Origin of the sequence: Halomonas koreensis (assembly GCF_031451675.1) — a bacterium.
In the GTDB taxonomy this organism is placed as follows: Bacteria; Pseudomonadota; Gammaproteobacteria; order Pseudomonadales; family Halomonadaceae; genus Halomonas; species Halomonas koreensis.
On the sequence record NZ_JARWAK010000004.1, the window covers coordinates 1 to 18,169 of the forward strand.

Below are 18,169 nucleotides of genomic sequence, written 5' to 3' on the forward strand. Positions count from 1 at the left end.
GTTAAAGAGCATCTCGCTTTGCCGTGCCGACCAGACTGGCCGTCTTGCCCGGCGCCCTGCGAGGAAGGCGTATTCTACGTGATCGGCGCGTCGTGTCAACCCTTCATCTCGTGACTGCCGAGGCAGCGAGCGGATGACCGACTCTCGTTTCGCCCTAGCGAAGCGAGTGCCGATGGAGCCCTCAGCGGGTCTCCGTAAAGCGTGGCGAGCATTCTACCGAATCCGGCGAGCCTGTCAAGCGAGCGTTTTGCGAAACCTTCGAAAAACCTCAAGCAAAACAAGCGCTTCTGCCACTCATCACCGCCTGCAACGTTGCCCGTCGCCGGCAGCGGTTGCGTACTTTACGGATTCTCCCGGACGCACGCAAGGACTTTTTTACCGGATGATGTCGAGCGGGTGATCGCTGGGTGACATCGCCCCTGACCTGTCCACAGCCTCGTGACGCCGGACCGGCTGTGGATAATCGCGCCCCTCGGCCGGAGACGCGAACGCCCGCACGAGGCGGGCGTTCATCCTTCCCTGTCCGGCCGCGGGACGATCAGGCGATGGAGACTCGGGCGTAGCGCTTCTTGCCGGCCTGGATCACGTAGCTCTTGCCGGCATCGAGCATGTGGTCGCGGGCGACCACTTCGCCATCCACCTTCACCCGACCGTTGCCCAGCATATCCTTGGCCTGGGCGCTGTTCTTGGTCAGGCCGGCGCGGTTGAGCACCGCGGCGATGGGCGCCCGGGCGCTGCCCTCGAAGTCGACGTCCACCTCGGGCAGGTCCTCCGGGAGCTCGCCTTCGGCCAGCTGGTTGCCGGCGCTGCGGTGCGCATTGGCCGCGGCCTCCTCGCCGTGATAGCGAGCGATCAGCTCGCGCGCCAGCTCCATCTTGACGTCACGCGGGTTGGCTCCGGCCTCGACGTCGCGCTTGAGCGCCTCGAGCGCCTCGTTGCTCTTCAGGGACAACAGCTCGAAGTAGCGCCACATCAGGCTATCGGGCATCGACACCAGCTTGTTGAACATGGTGCCCGGCGACTCGTCGACCCCGACATAGTTGCCCAGCGACTTGGACATCTTCTGCACGCCGTCCAGCCCTTCCAGCAGCGGCATGGTGATGACCACCTGGGACGACTGGCCGAAGTGCTTCTGGACCTCGCGCCCCATCAGCAGGTTGAACTTCTGGTCGGTGCCGCCCAGCTCGACGTCGGCCTCCAGGGCCACGGAGTCGTAGCCCTGTACCAGCGGATAGAGGAACTCGTGGATGGAGATCGACTGGCCGGCCCGGTAGCGCTTCTCGAAGTCGTCGCGCTCGAGCATGCGGGCCACGGTGCTCTGCCCGGCCAGTTCGATCATGTCGGCGGCGCTCATGGCGGCGAACCACTCGGCATTGAAGCGCACCTCGGTCTTCTCGGGGTCGAGGATCTTGAACACCTGAGCCTTGTAGGTCTCGGCGTTGGCCCGCACCTCCTCCTCGGTGAGCGGCTTGCGGGTGACGTTCTTGCCGGTGGGATCGCCGATGCGCCCGGTGAAGTCGCCGATCAGGAAGATGACCGTATGCCCGAGGTCCTGAAACTGGCGCATCTTGGTCAGCAGCACGCTGTGCCCCAGGTGCAGGTCCGGGGCGGTGGGATCGAACCCCGCCTTGATGCGCAGGGGGCGGCCGGAGGCCAGCTTCTTCTCCAGCTCGTCTTCCAGCAGGATCTCGTGGGTACCACGCTTGAGCAACGCTAGCGCGTCGGCGACATCGGTCATGCTCTCCTCTCCACTCGGCAGGGCGGCCCGCTCGGGGCGACGATGGACGTTGGGAATGGTCGGGGATGTTACCATGCCAGCCACCGACGGTTGAGCCCTAGCGGGAGCCCTTATGCCCTACTTCATCGGCCTGATGTCCGGCACCAGCCTCGACGGCGTCGACGCCGCCCTGGTCGACCTCTCGGCCTCGGCGCCGCCGCGACTGGTCGCGACCCGCGCCTCGGCGATGCCCAAGACGCTGCGCGACGGTCTGTGGCGGCTGTGCCACGCCGAGCGGGCGAGCTTCGCCGAGCTGGCGGAGGCCGAGGCGGCCTTCTGCGCCCTGCAGGCCGAGGCGGTGAACAAACTGCTGGCCGAGGCGGGCCTGGCCGCCGCCGACATCGCCGCCGTCGGCAGCCACGGCCAGACCGTCGAGCACGCCCCCTGGGGCCACGGGGGCGGGCCGGCCTACACCCTGCAGCTCGACGATCCCAGCCGGCTGGCCGAGCTCACCGGCTGCACCGTGGTCGCCGACTTCCGGCGCCGCGACCTGGCCGCGGGCGGCCAGGCCGCGCCCCTGGCGCCCGCCTTCCACGAGGCGCTGTTCCGAGCCCCCGGCCGGTGGCGCCTGGTGCTCAACCTGGGCGGCTTCGCCAACCTGACGCTGCTGCCTCCGGCGGAAGACGATCGCGCCCCGCTGGGCTTCGATACCGGGCCGGCCAACGCCCTGCTGGATGCCTGGCACGCCCGCCATCGCGGCGGCGCCTACGACCCGGACGGCGCCTGGGCGACCTCGGGCCGGGTGGACGAGGCCCTGCTCGAGCGGCTGCTCGCCGAGCCCTTCTTCCACCGCCCGCCGCCGCGCAGCACCGGACGCGAGGTCTTCCACCCGGCATGGCTGGAGGAGCGGCTCCGCGGGGACGAGGCCCCCGAAGACGTGCAGGCGACCCTGGCCGAGCTGACCGCCGCCAGCGTGGCGCTGGGCATCGACATGGCCCGCGAGCGCTACGCGGCCCCGAGCGCCGAATGCCTGATCCCCTGCGGCGGCGGCGCCCACAACGGCGACCTGCTGGCCCGCCTGGCGCGCCGCCTGCCCGAGACGCCCCTGGAGGACGCCACGGGGCTCGGCTGGCCGCCCGACTGGCTGGAGGCCGCCGCCTTCGCCTGGCTGGCCTGGCGCCGCCTCGAGGGGCGGCCGGGCAACCTGCCCTCGGTCACCGGCGCGGCCGGCCCTCGGGTGCTGGGCGGCGTCTACGCCCCCTGAGCGCCGCCCCTGATGGCCCGGCGGGGAGAGGCCAGCGCCCTTGCCGCGGCCCCCTGCCCCTCAGTAGTCGTCCTCGCCGCGCAGGGACAGGTGGCTGGCCGCCTCCTTGGCCTCGGCCAGCCCCTGCCCGGCCTCGTCGCCGTACTTGATCATCATGCGCAGGTCGTTGGCCGAGTCGGCATGGACCAGGGCCACCTCCTCGCTGATCCGCCCCTGCCTGTAGAGGTCGTAGAGCGCCTGGTCGAAGGTCTGCATGCCCATGTCCCGGGAGCGGGCCATGACGTTCTTGATTTCCGAGACCTCGCCCTTGCGGACCAGGTCGCCGATCAGCGGCGACTTGAGCATGATCTCGATGGCCGGACAGCGCCCGCCGTCCAGGGTCGGCAACAGCTGCTGGGCGACGATGGCCCGCAGGTTGAGCGACAGGTCCAGCCACACCTGGTCGTGGCGCTCGTGGGGGAAGAAGTGGATGATCCGATCCAGCGCCTGGTTGGCGTTGTTGGCGTGCAGGGTCGCCAGGCAGAGGTGCCCGGTCTCGGCGAAGGTCAGGGCATGCTCCATGGTCTCGCGGTTGCGGATCTCGCCGATCAGGATGACGTCCGGCGCCTGGCGCAGGGTGTTCTTCAGGGCCACCTCGAAGGAGTCGGTGTCGATGCCCACCTCGCGCTGGTTGATGATGGCCTTGCGGTGCGGGTGCACGTACTCGATGGGGTCCTCGACGCTGATGACGTGACCGCCGATGGTCTCGTTGCGCTGCTGGATCATCGACGCCAGGGTCGTCGACTTGCCGGTGCCGGTGCCGCCGACCACGAACACCAGGCCGCGCTTGATGTTGGCCAGGTCGCCGAGCACCTCCGGCAGCGACAACTCCTCCAGGTGGGGAATCGAGAACGGGATCCGGCGCACCACCATGGCCGCCTGGTTGCGCTGGCGGAAGGCGCTGACGCGGAAACGGCCGCGCCCCGCCAGGCTGAGGGCGAAGTTGGCCTCGTGCTCGTCGTGGAAGCGCTGTCGGTAGTTGTCCGGCGTCGCCGCGGCCACCAGTTCGTCGACCTGGGCGACCGACAGCCCCTCCTCGCCCATCGGCGTCAGCTTGCCGGCCAGCTTGAGCGTCGGCGGCGCTGCCACCGAGATCAGCAGGTCCGAGGCATCCTTCTCGACCATGATGTCGAGCAGTTGATAGAGCCACTCGTTCGGGGTCATCTGCACTCTCCTCCGTCTCGCATCGGGCGCCGTCAGCTGGACAGCAGGGCCTTGGCCTTGGTCTGCGCCTCGTCACGCGCCACCACGCTGTCGGCCACCAGCCGTGACAGGGCGGCATCCAGGGTCTGCATGCCGAGGTTGCCGCCGGTCTGCATCGCCGAGTAGATCTGCGCCACCTTGTCCTCGCGGATCAGGTTGCGCACCGCCGAGGTGGCGATCAGGATCTCGTGGGCCGCCACCCGGCCGCCGCCCTGGCGCTTGAGCAGCGCCTGGGAGATCACCGCCTGCAGCGACTCGGAGAGCATCGAGCGCACCATGGCCTTCTCGTCGCCGGGGAAGACGTCGATGATCCGGTCGATGGTCTTGGCCGCCGAGGTGGTGTGCAGGGTCGCGAACACCAGGTGGCCGGTCTCGGCCGCGGTCAGCGCCAGCCGGATGGTCTCCAGGTCGCGCATCTCGCCGACCAGGATGACGTCCGGGTCCTCGCGCAGGGCGCTGCGCAGGGCCGGGGCGAAGCCGTGGGTGTCGCGGTGCACCTCGCGCTGGTTGATCAGGCAGCGCTTGCTGCGATGCACGAACTCCACCGGGTCCTCGATGGTGAGGATGTGCTCGAAGCGATGGTCGTTGATGTAGTCGATCATCGCCGCCAGGGTGGTGCTCTTGCCCGAGCCGGTGGGCCCGGTCACCAGCACCAGCCCGCGAGGCAGCATGGCCAGGCGCCGGAACACCTCGCCCAGCCCCAGGTCGTCCATGGTCCAGACCTCGGCGGGGATGGTGCGGAACACCGCCCCGGCGCCGCGGGCCTGGTTGAAGACGTTGACACGGAAGCGCGACACCCCGGGCACCTCGAAGGAGAAGTCGGTTTCCAGGAACTCCTCGAAGTCCCGCCGCTGGCGATCGGCGAGGATGTCGTAGATCAGCTTGCGGACCTCGCGATCCTCCATGGCCGGCACGTTGAGCCGGCGAATGTCGCCGTCGACCCGTATCATCGGCGGCAGCCCCGCCGAGAGATGCAGGTCCGAGGCGTTCTGTTTTGCCGAGAATGCCAGCAGTTCGGTAATATCCATGCGATTCCCCCGCTTCCGGGATAAGGTGTTCTTAGTATGACAGACCTCGCGACATGACGGATCTGGTACTTTCCGATTCCCTGGCCGCCGCCCGCCGCCGACTCGCCTCGGCGCTGGCCGAGGCCGGCCGCCCTCCCGGCGACGCCGCCCTGCTCGCCGTGAGCAAGACCAAGCCCGCCGCCCTGATCCGCGAGGCCTACCGCCTGGGGCAGCGCGACTTCGGCGAGAACTACCTCCAGGAGGCGCTGGACAAGCAGGCCGAGCTCGCGGACCTGGACGACATCGTCTGGCACTTCATCGGCCCGCTGCAATCCAACAAGACCCGCGAGGCGGCCGGCCGCTTCGCCTGGATACACAGCCTAGACCGGGAGAAGATCGCCCGGCGTCTCAACGCTCAACGCCCCGACGCGCTGCCGCCGCTGAATGTCTGCCTGCAGGTCAACGTCAGCGGCGAGGCCTCGAAATCCGGCGTCGCCGTCGCCGAGCTGCCGGCACTGGCCGAGGCCGTGGCGGCCCTGCCGCGGCTGCGCCTGCGCGGCCTGATGGCGATCCCGGCGCCGGCCGCGGATCCCCGCGAGCAGGGACGCCCCTTCGCCCGGCTGCGCGAGGCGCTCGAGATACTGCGCGAACGCCATCCCGAGGCACCGCTCGACACCCTCTCGATGGGCATGAGCGGCGACCTGGAAGCCGCCGTGGCCGAGGGCGCCACCCTGGTGCGCCTCGGCACCGCCATCTTCGGGGCCCGCCGGCGCCCCGACTGAACCCGTGGCCCCGGCGGCTCGCCGCCGGCGCCCTTCGTCGACCCAGACAGGACCGAACCCATGGCAAGCCAAGTCACCTTCATCGGCGCCGGCAACATGGCCAGCGCCATCATCGGCGGAATGATCGACAGCGGCTACCCCCGCGACGCCATCACCGCCACCTCCCCCAGCGAGGAGATGCTCACCCCGGTACGCGAGCGGTACGGCATCCGCACCTCGACCGACAACGCCGCCGCCGTGGCCGCGGCCGACGTGGTGGTGCTGGCGGTCAAGCCGCAGATCATGCAGGACGTCTGCGCGGGCCTGCGCGATGCCGCCCAGGCTCGCAAGCCGCTGATCCTCTCGGTGGCCGCCGGCCTGTCCGCCGACACCCTGGAGGCCTGGCTGGGCGGCGAGCTGGCCGTGGTGCGCTGCATGCCCAACACCCCCTCCCTGGTCGGCGCCGGCGCCGCCGGGCTCTACGCCAATCCCCGGGTCAGCGAGGCCCAGCGCGGCCTGGCCACCGAGCTGCTCGAGGCCGTCGGCCTGGTCGAGTGGGTCGAGGACGAGGCCCTGCTGGAGGCGGTGACCGCGGTATCCGGCAGCGCCCCGGCCTACTTCTTCCTGATGTTCGAGGCCATGGAGGAAGCCGGCGCCAGGCTGGGCCTGCCCGCCGACACCGCCCGCCGCCTGGCCATGCAGACCGCCTTCGGCGCGTCGCGCATGGCCATGGGCAGCGACAAGACCCCGGGCGAGCTCAAGCGCAACGTGATGTCCCCCGGCGGCACCACGGAGCGCGCCATCGCCCACATGGAAGACGCCGGCCTGCGCCGCATCGTCGCCGAGGCCATGGACGCCTGCGCCGAGCGCGCCCGGGAGATGGCCGAGGAACTCGGCAAGCGCTGAGCGCGCTGGTCCACACGACACGGAGGAGCCCCGATGGGCAGCCAACTGGGAAACGCCGGCCTCTTGCTGGTCAACACCCTCGTCAACATCTACCTGTTCCTGCTGATGCTGCGCTTCCTGCTGCAGGCGTCGCGGGCCGACTACTACAACCCCATCAGCCAGTCGGTGGTGCGGATCACCCAGCCGGCGGTGCGGCCCTTCCAGGCCTTCCTGGGCCCGGTGATGGGCCGCTTCGACCTGGCCACCCTGGCGAGCGGCTTCTTGATCAAGCTGGTGGCGATCATCGCCATCCTGCAGATCGCCGGCTACGGCATGGCGCCGCTGGACGACCTGGCCGTGGGCGCCGTGGCGGCGCTGGCCAACGCCGTCCTCAAGATCTACTTCTTCGCCCTGATCGTGATGATCATCCTCAGCTGGGTGGCCCCCCAGGCCAACCACCCCGGGGCCATCCTGATCATGCAGCTGGTGGAACCGATCATGGCCCCGGTGCGCCGGGTGATCCCGCCGCTGGGCATGCTCGACCTCTCGCCCATCGTGGTGTTCATCGCCATCAGCCTGATCGATGGTATCGTGGTGGGCTCGCTGATCCGGGCCGCCGGCGTCGTCGGCGCCCTGGTCGGCCTGTAGGTAGCTAGCGGGCGCGACGCGCGCCCGACGCGCCCGGCACCGCGCGCTGCCGGGCGCCCTCGAGACAACGACAACGACTGGACACGACACGATAGATGACCGAGCTGCCCCGCGATTCGGTCGGCCTGGTGACGCCCGAGACGGCGCACTTCGACGACCCCTTGCCCTTGGCCTGCGGCAGGACGCTGCCGGCCTATGACCTGGTCTACGAGACCTACGGCACCCTCAACGCCGAGGGCACCAACGCCGTCCTGATCTGCCATGCCCTGTCCGGCCATCACCACGCCGCCGGCTACCATGACCCGGACGACCGCAAGCCCGGCTGGTGGAACGCCCACATCGGCCCCGGCAAGTCGATCGACACCGAGCGCTTCTTCGTGGTGTCGGTGAACAACCTGGGCGGCTGCCATGGCAGCACCGGCCCCAACACCCCGAACCCGGAGACCGGCGAGCTCTGGGGCCCGGACTTCCCGATGATGACGGTGCTTGACTGGGTCCACAGCCAGGCTCGTCTGGCCGACCGCCTGGGCATCGCGCGCTTCGCCGCCGTGGTCGGCGGCAGCCTGGGGGGCATGCAGGTGCTGCAGTGGGCGCTGACCTACCCCGAGCGCATCGCCCATGCCGCGGTGATCGCCGCCACGCCCAAGCTGTCGGCGCAGAACATCGCCTTCAACGAGGTGGCCCGCCAGGCGATCCGCTCGGATCCCGACTTCCACGACGGCCACTACGCCGAGCACGGCCTGCTGCCCCGGCGAGGATTGAAGCTGGCCCGCATGGTGGGACACATCACCTACCTGTCGGAAGACGCCATGGGCAGCAAGTTCGGCCGCGACCTGCGACGGGAGGACTTCAACTTCGACTATGGCGTGGAGTTCCAGGTGGAGTCCTACCTGCGCTACCAGGGCGACACCTTCTCGACCTCCTTCGACGCCAACACCTACCTGCTGATGACCAAGGCGCTGGACTACTTCGATCCGGCGGCCGCCCATGGCGGCGACCTGGCGGCGGCGCTGGCCCCCGCGCGCTGCCCCTTCCTGGTGGTCAGCTTCTCCAGCGACTGGCGCTTCCCGCCCGAGCGCTCCAAGGAGCTGGCCGACGCCCTGATCCGCGCCGGCAAGCCGGTCAGCTACGTCAACATCGACTCGCCCCACGGGCACGACGCCTTCCTGCTGCCCGAGCCCCGCTACCAGGCGGTGTTCGCCGCCTTCATGGCGCGCGTGGCCCGCGACCAGGGACTGGAGGACCGCCCATGATGCGCGCCGACCTGCAACTGATCCACGACTGGGTGCCACACGGCGCCCGGGTCCTCGACCTGGGCTGCGGCGACGGCACCCTGCTCGCCGCCCTGGCGACCGACAAGGCGGTGACCGGCTACGGCCTGGAGATCGATCCCGACGGCATCACCGCCTGCCTGGCCCGGGGCGTCAACGTCATCGAGCAGAACCTCGACGCCGGCCTGGCCAACTTCGAGGACGACGCCTGCGACCTGGTGGTGATGACCCAGGCCCTGCAGGCCCTGCGCCGTCCCGACCGCATGCTCGACGAGATGCTGCGGGTCGCCGGGGAGTGCATCATCACCTTCCCCAACTTCGCCTACTGGCGCCATCGGGTGCACCTGGGGCTGCGCGGCTACATGCCGGTGTCCAAGTCGCTGCCCCACGCCTGGTACGACACCCCCAATATCCACCTGTCGACCTTCAACGACTTTGAACACCTGTGCCGCGACAAGGGTCTGATCATCGTGGACCGGGCCGTGGGCGTGGGCGGCCACGAGGGCCACTGGACCTCACGGCTGTGGCCCAACCTGTTCGGCGAGATCGCCATCTTCCGGGTCGCCCGCGGCCCGGGCGCCGCCGGGCGAGCCGCGCGGCCCCGCGACGCCGGCTGAACCGGCCCGGCGACGCGGCCCGAGGACGGACGACGCCTTGGTTATCGGATGACAGGAGGGGAAACGGCATGAGGATTCGACACTGGCTGGGGGGACTGGCCATGGCCCTGGCGCTGGCCGCACCGGCGGCCCAGGCCCAGCAGTACGAGCAGCACGGCGATTATCAGATCCACTACAACGCGCTGAACACCAGCTTCCTGACGCCGGAGGTGGCCACCGCCACCGGCATCCGGCGCAGCCGGGTCACCGGGATGCTCAACATCAGCGTCGTCGAGGCGCGCGACGACGCCTCGACCCGCACGGTGAACGCCCTGATCGACGGCCGGGTCAGCGGCCTGACCGGCCAGTCGCGGCCGCTGAGCTTCCGCACGGTGCGCGACGGCGACAGCGTCTACCACATCGCCACCTTCCGCATTCAGGAAGGCGAGCCGATGCGCTTCGAGCTCGAGGTGCGGCCGGACCCCGACGCCCCGCCGGCGGAGATCGGCTTCATCCAGCGCTTCTATATCGACCGTTAGGCCAGCCGCCGCTCGAGATCGACCGGCAGCGCCTCGCCGAGCGCCACGGCCCGGGGCCGGCCGGCGTCGCGGGCGAAGCGGCAGCCCCGGGCCAGCACCTCGACGCCCCGCGCCGCCACCCGCCGCAGGGTGGCGGCATAGGCCGGGTCCAGGTGATCGGCCGGCGAGACGCCGGCGATGTCCTCGTGGGCCACGCAGAACAGCAGCACCGCGCGATGCCCCGCGGCGGCGAGTTCGGCCAGGGTCTCCAGGTGCTTGCGGCCCCGGGCGCTGACCGCGTCGGGGAAGTAGCCGTGGCCGTCGGCCTCGCGCAGGGTCACCTGCTTGACCTCCACATAGGTCGCCGCGCCGTCCCCGTCGCCCAGCCGGAAATCCAGCCGGGCGGGAGGCGGGCCGGCCACCCGGGCCTCGCGCCTCACCGCGCCGGCGCCGGCCAGCTCCTCGATGCCCCCGGCCGCCAGCGCCTCCTCGACGATGCGATTGGTCCGCCCGGTGTGCACCGAGGCCAGGGCCACCCCGCCCCCCGGCCGGGGCAGCTCGATCAGCTCCCAGGTCCAGGCCAGCTTGCGCCGGGGGTCGTCGCTGGGCGCCAGCCACACCCGGCAGCCCGGCACGTTGACCGCGCGCATCGAGCCGGTGTTGGGGCAGTGGGCGACCACCTCGCGGCCGTCGTCGAGCCGCACGTCGGCCAGGAAGCGCTTGTAGCGGCGCAGCAGCACCCCCGGTATCAGCGGCGCCGAATAGTCCATCAGGCACCCTCCCGGCGAGCCAGGAACCGTCCCAGCCGCGCGACCGCCTCCTCGAGCCGGGCCTCCCCGGTGGTGAAGGCGATGCGCACATGGTGTTCGCCGCCGGTCACGGCGAAGTCGGTGCCCGGGGTGATGGCGAGGTTCTCCTCCTCCAGCAGCCGGCGGCAGAAGGTCTCGCTGTCGCGGGTATAGCGGGACACGTCGAGCCACAGGTAGAAGGCGCCCTGGGGCGGCTGGTCCGGCGCCAGCCCCAGCCGTTCGAGGCCGCCGAGCAGGGCCTCGCGGCGCCGCGCCAGCTCGGCACGGCGCGCCTCGAGGATCTCGCGGCACTCGGGCGAGAAGGCCGCCAGGGCGGCGTGCTGGGCCGGGGTGGGCGCGGCCAGGAAAACGTTCTGGGCCAGTCGGGTCAGCGGCTCCACCGCCGCCTCCGGCGCCACCAGCCAGCCCAGGCGCCAGCCGGTCATGCCGAAGTACTTGGAGAAGCTGTTGACCACGAAGGCCTCGGGCGCCACCGCCGTCGCCGAGAGCGGGGGCAGGTCGTAGCAGAGCCCCTGGTAGATCTCGTCCACCAGCAGGTGGCCGCCGCGGGATCGGACCGCCTCGGCCACCGCGGTCAGCCCCGGGGCATCGAGCATGTGGCCGGTGGGGTTGGAGGGGGTCGCCAGCATGGCCAGCCGGGTGTCGTCGCGCCAGTGGCGCGCCACCAGGGAGGCGTCCAGCTGCCAGCGGCTGTCCGGGCCCACCGGGACGGCCTCGACCTCGGCGCCGGCGAGCGCCATGAAGTGCCGGTTGCAGGGGTAGGTGGGGTCGGCCATCAGCACCCGGTCGCCGCCCTCCACCAGCAGCTGGCTGGCCAGCAGCAGCGCGCCGGAGGCGCCGGGCGTGACGAGGATCCGTGCCGGATCGACCGCGGCGCCGTAGTCGCGCGCATAGTGCTCGGCGATGGCCTCGCGCAGGGCGGGCAGGCCCGCCGCCGGGGTATAGCGGGTGCGTCCCTCGGCCAGGGCTCGGCGGCCGGCGGCCTGCACCGGTTCCGGCGAGGCGAAGTCGGGCTCGCCGATCTCCAGGTGGATGACGTCGTGGCCGGCGGCCTCCCGGGCCTGGGCGGCCTCCAGCAGCCCCATCACCCGGAAGGGGGCGACGGCGTCCACGCGCGAGCTCCATGACATGGCGATGTCCTCCAGACGACAGCATGGCCTTGGCAGGCATCTTTTCGGCCTGCCATAGTCAAAGACCGCATGTTACGACTTTTGGCGTGCTCGCGCAGGGGCGCCGGGAGGAGGTGTTGCAAAGGCGGCGTTTTTTCGCTAAACAAGCATCCCTTTGGCGTGAGATACCTTAGCACCGCGGCGGGTATTGATCAGCAGTCACTCAAGAACGAGGCAGTCCCATGCCAGTTGCAGAAAAGAAGATGGAAGCGCCCAAGAAATTCACCCCCTACGAGCCGGCGGCGGGTGAAGAGTACATGAACGAGAAGCAGCTCGAGCACTTCCGACAGATCCTGCTGGGCTGGAAACAGGAACTCATGGAGGAAGTGGACCGCACGGTGCGTCATCTTCAGGAGGAGGCGAACAACTACGCCGACCCGGCCGATCGCGCCACCCAGGAGGAAGGCTTCAGCCTCGAGCTGCGGACCCGCGACCGCGAGCGCAAGCTGCTCAAGAAGATCAACGAGACCCTCGAGAAGATCGACGAGGATGACTACGGCTTCTGCGAGGCCTGCGGCGTCGAGATCGGCATCCGCCGCCTCGAGGCGCGCCCCACCGCCACCCTGTGCGTGGACTGCAAGACCCTGGCCGAGCTCAAGGAGAAGCAGCTGGGCGGCTGAGGCCCCGCCCCGCCACCTGCCGACGGGCACCTTCCGGGTGCCCGTTCGCCGTTTCGCCCCACAGCCCCGGAGTCGTCCATGAGCGCCTACCGTGGCCGCTTCGCCCCGACCCCCTCGGGTCCCCTGCACCTCGGCTCGCTGGTCGCCGCCCTGGCCAGCTTCCTCGACGCGCGTCGCGCCCGCGGCCGCTGGGGCCTGCGCATCGAGGACGTCGATCCGCCGCGCTGCCCGCCCGGCGCGGCGGACGCCATCCTGCGCCAGCTGGAGGCCTTCGGCCTGCACTGGGACGGCCCGGTCGCCTGGCAGAGCGAACGCCACGACGCCTATGCCGCCGCCCTGGCGCGGCTGGAGGCGCTAGGCCTGGCCTATCCCTGCAGCTGCTCGCGCCGCCAGTGGCGCGACCACCCCGTCTACCCGGGCTGGTGCCGCGACGGCGTGCGCGAGCCGGACAAGCCGCGGGCCTGGCGGCTGCGCAGCGACCTCGGCCTGCGCCCGGTGCGCTGGGAGGACCGCCTGTTCGGCCCCCAGGCCTTCGATCCGGCCGAGCTCGGCGACGTGGTGCTCCGGCGCAAGGACGGCCTCTGGGCCTACCAGCTCGCCGTGGTGGTGGACGACGCCGATCAGGGCATCAACGAGGTGGTGCGCGGCGCCGACCTGCTCGACAACACCCCCTGGCAGCGCCAGCTGCAGCACGCCCTGAGCCTACCCGCGCCGCGCTACCTGCACCTGCCGCTGATCCTCGGCGACGACGGCCAGAAGCTCTCCAAGCAGAACCTGGCCCCGGCGCTGCCGGACACCGAGCCCGAGGCCCGGCCGCTGCTGCACCGCGCCCTGGCGCTGCTCGACCAGGCCCCGCCCGCCGCGCTGGCCGGCGCGCCGGTGGACGAGCAGCTGGCCTGGGCCATCGACCACTGGGCGCCGAGCCGGCTGCGCCCCGCGCTCGCCCGCGGCGAGGACGCCTGAGGAGCTCCCGTGTACGTCTACCGCATCGTGCTGTTCCTGGTGTTCGGCGGCTACCTGCTCTCGCCGCTGCTGATGAGCGGCTGGGGCAGCCCCGGCGCCGCCTGGTACCGCCCCTTCCTGATCTGGGGCGTGCTGATCGCCCTGACCCTGTGGCTGGAGCGCAAGCGCCAGCTCGACGAACGCCGCTAGGAGCCTGTCGGAGATGAGCCTGACCCTCACCGGGCTGCTGGCCCTGGGCATCGGCTACCTGCTGGTGCTGTTCCTCGGCGCGCTGGCCGTGGAGCGCGGCTGGATCCCCGCGCGCCTGGCCCGCCACCCGGCGACCTACACCCTGGCGCTGGGGGTCTATGCCAGCGCCTGGGCGATCCACGGCAGCCTCGAGCAGGCCGGGCGCAGCGGCTTCGGCTACCTGGCCTACTACCTGGGGGCGGCCGGCGCCTTCCTGCTCGCCCCGGTGCTGCTGGTCCCCATCCAGCGCATGGCGCGCACCTACCAGCTGGCCTCCCTGGCCGACCTGTTCGCCTTCCGCTTCCGCTCGCGCTGGGTCGGCACCCTGATCACCCTGGTCAGCCTGCTGGCGGTGCTGCCGCTGCTGGCCCTGCAGGTGCAGACCATGGGCAACGCCATCCAGCTGCTGACGGGAAGCGGCTCCCGGGAATGGCTGGCGCTGGGCTTCAGCTGCCTGATCGCGCTGTTCGCGATCCTCTTCGGCGCCCGGCACAGCCACCTCAACGCCCGTCACGACAGCCTGCTGGCGGCCATCGCCCTGGAGTCGCTGGTCAAGCTCGGCGCCATGCTGGCGCTGGGGGCCTTCGCCCTGTTCGGCATCTTCGACGGCCCCGGCGACCTCCAGGCCTGGCTGGACGGTCCGGGCCACCTCGCCCAGGCCGAGACCCACCCCCTGGACCCGGGCCACTGGCGCACCCTGCTGCTGCTGTTCTTCGCCGCGGCCTTCCTGATGCCGAACATGTTCCACATCGCCTTCGCCGAGCCGCTGGATCGCCGCACCCTGCTGCGCGCCGGCTGGGTGCTGCCGCTGTTCCTGCTGCTGATGGCCCTGCCGGTGCCGCTGATCCTGTGGGGCAGCCAGCGCCTGGGGGTGGACCCGGCGACCACCGGCGCGGCCTACCTGGCCTTCGGCCTGTCGTCCGCCTGGTGGGTGGACGCCCTGGCCTTCATCGCCGGCCTGGCCGCGGCCAGCGGCACCATGATCATCATCTCGCTGGCGCTGTCGGGGATGGTCCTCAACCACCTGGTGCTGGTGGCCCATCCGCCCATCGCCCAGCCCGACCTCTACCGCTGGCTGCGCTGGCTGCGACGCGCCCTGATCGCCGCGGTGATCGTCGGCGGCTGGCTGTTCTATCGCACCGTGGGCGTGCATCACGACCTCTCCACCCTGGCGCTGGCCTCCTTCGTCGGCATGGTTCAGTGCCTGCCCGGCATGCTGGCCCTGCTCTACTGGCCGGGGGCCAACCGCAAGGGCATGGTCACCGGCCTGCTGGTAGGGGTGGCGATCTGGATGGCCGGCCTGTGGCTGCCGCTGCTCGGCGGGCAGCCCGGCCTGGTGCTGCTGCCGCCGGGCCTGGAGGTGCTGGCCGGGGAGCCCGACTGGTACCTCGTCACTTTGGTCTCGCTGGCCGCCAACGTGCTGAGCCTGATCCTGGTCTCGCTGGCCACCCCCACCTCGGCGGGCGAGCGGGCCGCCGCCGAGGCCTGCTCGGTGGACGCCGTGGTGCGCCCCATGCGGCTGCCGTTGGTGGCCACCAACGGCGTGGAGATCAAGCGCCACCTGGCCCGCGCGCTGGGCGAGGAGGTCGCCCAGCGCGAGGTGGATCGGGCCCTCTCGGCGCTGCAGATGTCGCCGCTGGACGGCCGCCCCTATGCCCTGCGCCGCCTGCGCGACCGCATCCAGGCCAACCTCTCGGGGCTGATGGGCCCCTCGGTGGCCCAGGACATCGTCGATCGCTACCTGCCCTACCGCCAGGACGGCCCCGGCGCCACCGAGGACATCCACTTCGTCGAGAGCCGCCTCGAGGCCTACCGTTCGCGGCTCACCGGCCTGGCCCGCGAGCTCGACGGCCTGCGCCGCTACCACCGGCGCACCCTGACCCGCCTGCCGGTGGGCCTGTGCGCCTTCGGCGAGGACGGCGAGCTGCTGATGTGGAACGACGCCCTGGCGGAGCTCTCCGGCATCCCCGGCGACTCGGTGATCGGCGCCCACCGCGACACCCTGCCGCCGCCCTGGGACGAGCTGCTGGGCCGCATCCTGGCCGAGCCCGGCAGCCAGCTCTACAAGCAGCCGGTGGCGCTGGCCCGGGGGCGCCGCTACCTGAGCCTGCACAAGGCCGAGCTCCACGGCGAGCGGCACGAGCCGGGGGGCAACGTCATCCTGGTGGAGGATCACAGCGAGATGAAGTGGCTGGAGGACGAGCTGGTGCACGCCGCCCGCCTCGCCTCCATCGGCCAGCTGGCCGCCGGGGTGGCCCACGAGATCGGCAACCCCATCACCGGCATCTCCTCGCTGGCCCAGAACCTGCGCTACGACACCGACGACCCCGCCCTGCTGGAGACCGCCGACCAGATCCAGCAACTCACCGACCGGGTGTCGCGGATCGTCGGCTCCCTGGTGGGCTTCGCCCACGGCGGCCGCCACGTCACCGGGGCGGCCTTCGAGGCGGTGTCGATGGCCGAGGTCACCGACGAGGCCCTGCACTTGATCCGGCTCGCCCGGTCGGGCGAGGATGTCCGCTACGAGAATCGCTGCCCGCCCGCCCCCCGTGTGGCCGGCGATGCCCAGCGCCTGCAGCAGGTGATGATCAACCTGCTGGGCAACGCCCGGGACGCCAGCGCGCCCGGCGGTCGGGTGACCATCGCCGCCGAGCCGGCGGACGACCGGCTGCTGGTCACCGTCACCGACGAGGGCCACGGCATCGACGAGCGCGTGCGCGACCACCTCTTCGAACCCTTCACCACCACCAAGCCGGCCGGTGAGGGCACGGGACTCGGGCTGCCGCTGGTCTACAGCATCGTCGCCGAGCACGGCGGCCAGATCGAGATCGAGTCCCCGCCGACCGGACGCCCGAGCGGCACCCGCATCAAGCTATGGCTGCCCCTCAACCAGGAGGATGCTGAGAGCCCCCATGAGCCGGATCCTGATCGTTGAAGACGAAGCCATCATCCGCAGCGCCCTGAAGCGCCTGCTGGAACGCCATGACCACGCGGTCAGCGAGGCCGGCTCGGTGGACGAGGCCCTGGCCCTCGACCTCCAGGGCTTCGACCTGGTGATCAGCGACCTGCGCCTGCCCGGCGAGCCGGGCACCGAGCTGATCGCCCGGGCCGCGCCGGTCCCGGTGCTGATCATGACCAGCTACGCCAGCATGCGCTCGGCCGTGGAGGCGCTGAAGCTCGGCGCCGTCGACTACGTGGCCAAGCCCTTCGATCACGACGAGCTGCTCGAGACCGTGGCTCGGGTCCTCCACCAGCGCGCCCTCCAGCAGGGCGAGCCCCCCGACATCACCGAGCCGGACGGCCAGCGCCAGACCATGATCGGCGACTGCCCGGCCATGCAGGCGGTGTATACCCGCATCCGCAAGACCGCCCCGGCCGACGTCACGGTGCTGATCCAGGGCGAGTCCGGCACCGGCAAGGAGCTGGTCGCCCGCGCCATCCACCAGCAGAGCAAGCGGATCGCGGCCCCCCTGGTGTGCGTCAACTGCGCGGCCATTCCCGAGACGCTGATCGAGTCCGAGCTGTTCGGCCACGAGAAGGGCGCCTTCACCGGCGCCAGCGCCGCCCGCACCGGCCTGGTCGAGGCCGCCGACGGCGGCACCCTGTTCCTCGACGAGATCGGCGAGCTGCCGCTGGATGCCCAGGCCCGGCTGCTGCGCGTGCTCCAGGAGGGCGAGATCCGCAAGATCGGCTCGGTGGAGACCCGCCACGTGGACGTGCGCCTGATCGCCGCCACCCACCGGGACCTGCGAGCGCTGTCGAAGACCGGCGAGTTCCGCCTCGACCTCTACTATCGCCTCAACGTCATGCAGATCGACCTGCCGCCGCTGCGCGACCGCGAGGACGACATCCTGCAGATCGCCGACGTGCTGCTGGACAAGGCCTGCCGGCGCCACGAGCGCGAGGGGCTGCGGCTGTCCCGGGCGGCGCGCCGGGAGATCCGCGACTTCCCCTGGCCCGGCAACGTCCGCGAGCTGGAGAACGCCCTGGAGCGCGGGGTGATCCTGGCCGAGGGCCACCTGATCCATCCCGACGACCTGGGCCTCGCCCCGACCCCGCGAGCGGGCTCCCCCCTGCCCCAGGAGGAGCCCGCTCCGGGCGGGGAGCCGGCGCCCCCGGAACCGATGGCCGGGGCGGCCGCCGAGGAGGAGGACCTGTCGCTGGAGGACTACTTCCAGCACTTCGTGCTCGAGCACCAGGACCAGATGAGCGAGACCGAGCTGGCCCAGAAACTCGGCATCAGCCGCAAGTGCCTCTGGGAGCGCCGCCAGCGCCTGGGCATCCCGCGCAAGAAGGGCCCGCGTCGGGGCGCCGGCTGACCCCGACGCCCGCCCTTCGACCAAAGTACCAGCGCCCGCGGCCTCGGCCGCGGGCGCCGCATTCGGGGCCTCGACCGGGGTGTTTCGCCCCATTTGTTACCTTCCCACACACCCCCTGCCCCATGAGCGGGCATCGCGGGTAACACTCCCCG

At 71.2% G+C, this 18,169-nt stretch carries 17 protein-coding genes; 12 read left to right on the forward strand and 5 right to left on the reverse strand.

Annotation, left to right across the window (positions count from 1 at the left end; all coding sequences use genetic code 11):
* Nucleotides 1-538: 538 nt before the first annotated feature.
* The gene (gene tyrS / locus QC818_RS05865; protein WP_309652165.1) at nucleotides 539-1,738 is read right to left on the reverse strand and encodes a tyrosine--tRNA ligase; all 1,200 of its coding nucleotides are present in this window, start codon (nucleotides 1,736-1,738) and stop codon (nucleotides 539-541) included.
* 112 nt (nucleotides 1,739-1,850) lie between these two features.
* On the opposite strand from tyrS, the gene QC818_RS05870 reads away from it, so the two are divergent.
* Nucleotides 1,851-2,981, forward strand: coding sequence for an anhydro-N-acetylmuramic acid kinase (locus QC818_RS05870; protein WP_309651913.1), 1,131 nt, complete (start codon nucleotides 1,851-1,853; stop codon nucleotides 2,979-2,981).
* A gap of 60 nt (nucleotides 2,982-3,041) precedes the next feature.
* Here QC818_RS05870 and QC818_RS05875 read toward each other — a convergent pair whose 3' ends face one another.
* On the reverse strand, nucleotides 3,042-4,184 hold the full coding sequence (locus tag QC818_RS05875) for a PilT/PilU family type 4a pilus ATPase (RefSeq protein WP_309651914.1): 1,143 nt from the start codon (nucleotides 4,182-4,184) through the stop codon (nucleotides 3,042-3,044).
* Nucleotides 4,185-4,216: 32 nt separating this feature from the next.
* Entirely contained in the window at nucleotides 4,217-5,251 is a 1,035-nt protein-coding gene (locus tag QC818_RS05880) for a type IV pilus twitching motility protein PilT (protein ID WP_309651915.1), read from the reverse strand.
* A gap of 53 nt (nucleotides 5,252-5,304) precedes the next feature.
* Here QC818_RS05880 and QC818_RS05885 point away from each other — a divergent pair, with 53 nt between their 5' ends.
* The 6 genes from QC818_RS05885 to QC818_RS05910 all read left to right on the forward strand — a co-directional run bounded on the left by QC818_RS05885 (nucleotide 5,305) and on the right by QC818_RS05910 (nucleotide 9,930).
* A complete protein-coding gene (locus QC818_RS05885) occupies nucleotides 5,305-6,012 on the forward strand; it encodes a YggS family pyridoxal phosphate-dependent enzyme (protein ID WP_309651916.1) in 708 nt (235 codons plus the stop codon).
* 60 nt (nucleotides 6,013-6,072) lie between these two features.
* Nucleotides 6,073-6,897, forward strand: a complete 825-nt coding sequence (proC, locus tag QC818_RS05890) for a pyrroline-5-carboxylate reductase (protein ID WP_309651917.1) — start codon at nucleotides 6,073-6,075, stop codon at nucleotides 6,895-6,897.
* A gap of 33 nt (nucleotides 6,898-6,930) precedes the next feature.
* Entirely contained in the window at nucleotides 6,931-7,524 is a 594-nt protein-coding gene (locus tag QC818_RS05895) for a YggT family protein (RefSeq protein WP_309651918.1), read from the forward strand.
* Nucleotides 7,525-7,619: 95 nt separating this feature from the next.
* The gene (metX, locus tag QC818_RS05900; protein WP_309651919.1) at nucleotides 7,620-8,777 is read left to right on the forward strand and encodes a homoserine O-succinyltransferase MetX; all 1,158 of its coding nucleotides are present in this window, start codon (nucleotides 7,620-7,622) and stop codon (nucleotides 8,775-8,777) included.
* Nucleotides 8,777-9,412 carry a methionine biosynthesis protein MetW gene (gene metW, locus QC818_RS05905; protein WP_309652166.1) on the forward strand — a complete coding sequence of 212 codons (636 nt, stop codon included), beginning with the start codon at nucleotides 8,777-8,779 and terminating at the stop codon, nucleotides 9,410-9,412. Before metX ends, metW begins: the two co-directional genes overlap by 1 nt.
* Before the next feature lie 68 nt (nucleotides 9,413-9,480).
* Complete coding sequence (locus QC818_RS05910) at nucleotides 9,481-9,930, forward strand: DUF4426 domain-containing protein (protein ID WP_309651920.1); 450 nt, start codon at nucleotides 9,481-9,483, stop codon at nucleotides 9,928-9,930.
* Here the strand turns inward: QC818_RS05910 and sfsA are convergent.
* Nucleotides 9,927-10,679, reverse strand: a complete 753-nt coding sequence (sfsA, locus tag QC818_RS05915; RefSeq protein ID WP_309651921.1) for a DNA/RNA nuclease SfsA — start codon at nucleotides 10,677-10,679, stop codon at nucleotides 9,927-9,929. The two genes, QC818_RS05910 and sfsA, sit on opposite strands and share 4 nt — an antisense overlap.
* A complete protein-coding gene (locus QC818_RS05920; RefSeq protein WP_309651922.1) occupies nucleotides 10,679-11,848 on the reverse strand; it encodes an aminotransferase class I/II-fold pyridoxal phosphate-dependent enzyme in 1,170 nt (389 codons plus the stop codon). The genes sfsA and QC818_RS05920 overlap by 1 nt, the downstream gene beginning before the upstream one ends.
* A gap of 221 nt (nucleotides 11,849-12,069) precedes the next feature.
* On the opposite strand from QC818_RS05920, the gene dksA reads away from it, so the two are divergent.
* From dksA to QC818_RS05945, 5 genes are all read left to right on the forward strand, one after another.
* A complete protein-coding gene (gene dksA / locus QC818_RS05925) occupies nucleotides 12,070-12,507 on the forward strand; it encodes an RNA polymerase-binding protein DksA (RefSeq protein ID WP_309651923.1) in 438 nt (145 codons plus the stop codon).
* A gap of 78 nt (nucleotides 12,508-12,585) precedes the next feature.
* Complete coding sequence (gene gluQRS / locus QC818_RS05930; protein WP_309651924.1) at nucleotides 12,586-13,470, forward strand: tRNA glutamyl-Q(34) synthetase GluQRS; 885 nt, start codon at nucleotides 12,586-12,588, stop codon at nucleotides 13,468-13,470.
* Nucleotides 13,471-13,479: 9 nt separating this feature from the next.
* Nucleotides 13,480-13,659, forward strand: a complete 180-nt coding sequence (locus QC818_RS05935) for a hypothetical protein (RefSeq protein ID WP_309651925.1) — start codon at nucleotides 13,480-13,482, stop codon at nucleotides 13,657-13,659.
* Nucleotides 13,660-13,672: 13 nt separating this feature from the next.
* A complete protein-coding gene (locus QC818_RS05940; protein ID WP_309651926.1) occupies nucleotides 13,673-16,633 on the forward strand; it encodes an ATP-binding protein in 2,961 nt (986 codons plus the stop codon).
* Nucleotides 16,611-18,017, forward strand: coding sequence for a sigma-54-dependent transcriptional regulator (locus tag QC818_RS05945; protein ID WP_309651927.1), 1,407 nt, complete (start codon nucleotides 16,611-16,613; stop codon nucleotides 18,015-18,017). Before QC818_RS05940 ends, QC818_RS05945 begins: the two co-directional genes overlap by 23 nt.
* The last annotated feature ends 152 nt before the right edge of the window (nucleotides 18,018-18,169 follow it).

Coding starts and splice junctions, on each gene's coding strand:
- tyrS (WP_309652165.1), bottom strand. CDS start 1,738: ATGACCGATGTCGCCGACGCGCTAGCGTTGCTCAAGCGTGGTACCCAC.
- QC818_RS05870 (WP_309651913.1), top strand. CDS start 1,851: ATGCCCTACTTCATCGGCCTGATGTCCGGCACCAGCCTCGACGGCGTC.
- QC818_RS05875 (WP_309651914.1), bottom strand. CDS start 4,184: ATGACCCCGAACGAGTGGCTCTATCAACTGCTCGACATCATGGTCGAG.
- QC818_RS05880 (WP_309651915.1), bottom strand. CDS start 5,251: ATGGATATTACCGAACTGCTGGCATTCTCGGCAAAACAGAACGCCTCG.
- QC818_RS05885 (WP_309651916.1), top strand. CDS start 5,305: ATGACGGATCTGGTACTTTCCGATTCCCTGGCCGCCGCCCGCCGCCGA.
- proC (WP_309651917.1), top strand. CDS start 6,073: ATGGCAAGCCAAGTCACCTTCATCGGCGCCGGCAACATGGCCAGCGCC.
- QC818_RS05895 (WP_309651918.1), top strand. CDS start 6,931: ATGGGCAGCCAACTGGGAAACGCCGGCCTCTTGCTGGTCAACACCCTC.
- metX (WP_309651919.1), top strand. CDS start 7,620: ATGACCGAGCTGCCCCGCGATTCGGTCGGCCTGGTGACGCCCGAGACG.
- metW (WP_309652166.1), top strand. CDS start 8,777: ATGCGCGCCGACCTGCAACTGATCCACGACTGGGTGCCACACGGCGCC.
- QC818_RS05910 (WP_309651920.1), top strand. CDS start 9,481: ATGAGGATTCGACACTGGCTGGGGGGACTGGCCATGGCCCTGGCGCTG.
- sfsA (WP_309651921.1), bottom strand. CDS start 10,679: ATGGACTATTCGGCGCCGCTGATACCGGGGGTGCTGCTGCGCCGCTAC.
- QC818_RS05920 (WP_309651922.1), bottom strand. CDS start 11,848: ATGTCATGGAGCTCGCGCGTGGACGCCGTCGCCCCCTTCCGGGTGATG.
- dksA (WP_309651923.1), top strand. CDS start 12,070: ATGCCAGTTGCAGAAAAGAAGATGGAAGCGCCCAAGAAATTCACCCCC.
- gluQRS (WP_309651924.1), top strand. CDS start 12,586: ATGAGCGCCTACCGTGGCCGCTTCGCCCCGACCCCCTCGGGTCCCCTG.
- QC818_RS05940 (WP_309651926.1), top strand. CDS start 13,673: ATGAGCCTGACCCTCACCGGGCTGCTGGCCCTGGGCATCGGCTACCTG.
- QC818_RS05945 (WP_309651927.1), top strand. CDS start 16,611: ATGAGCCGGATCCTGATCGTTGAAGACGAAGCCATCATCCGCAGCGCC.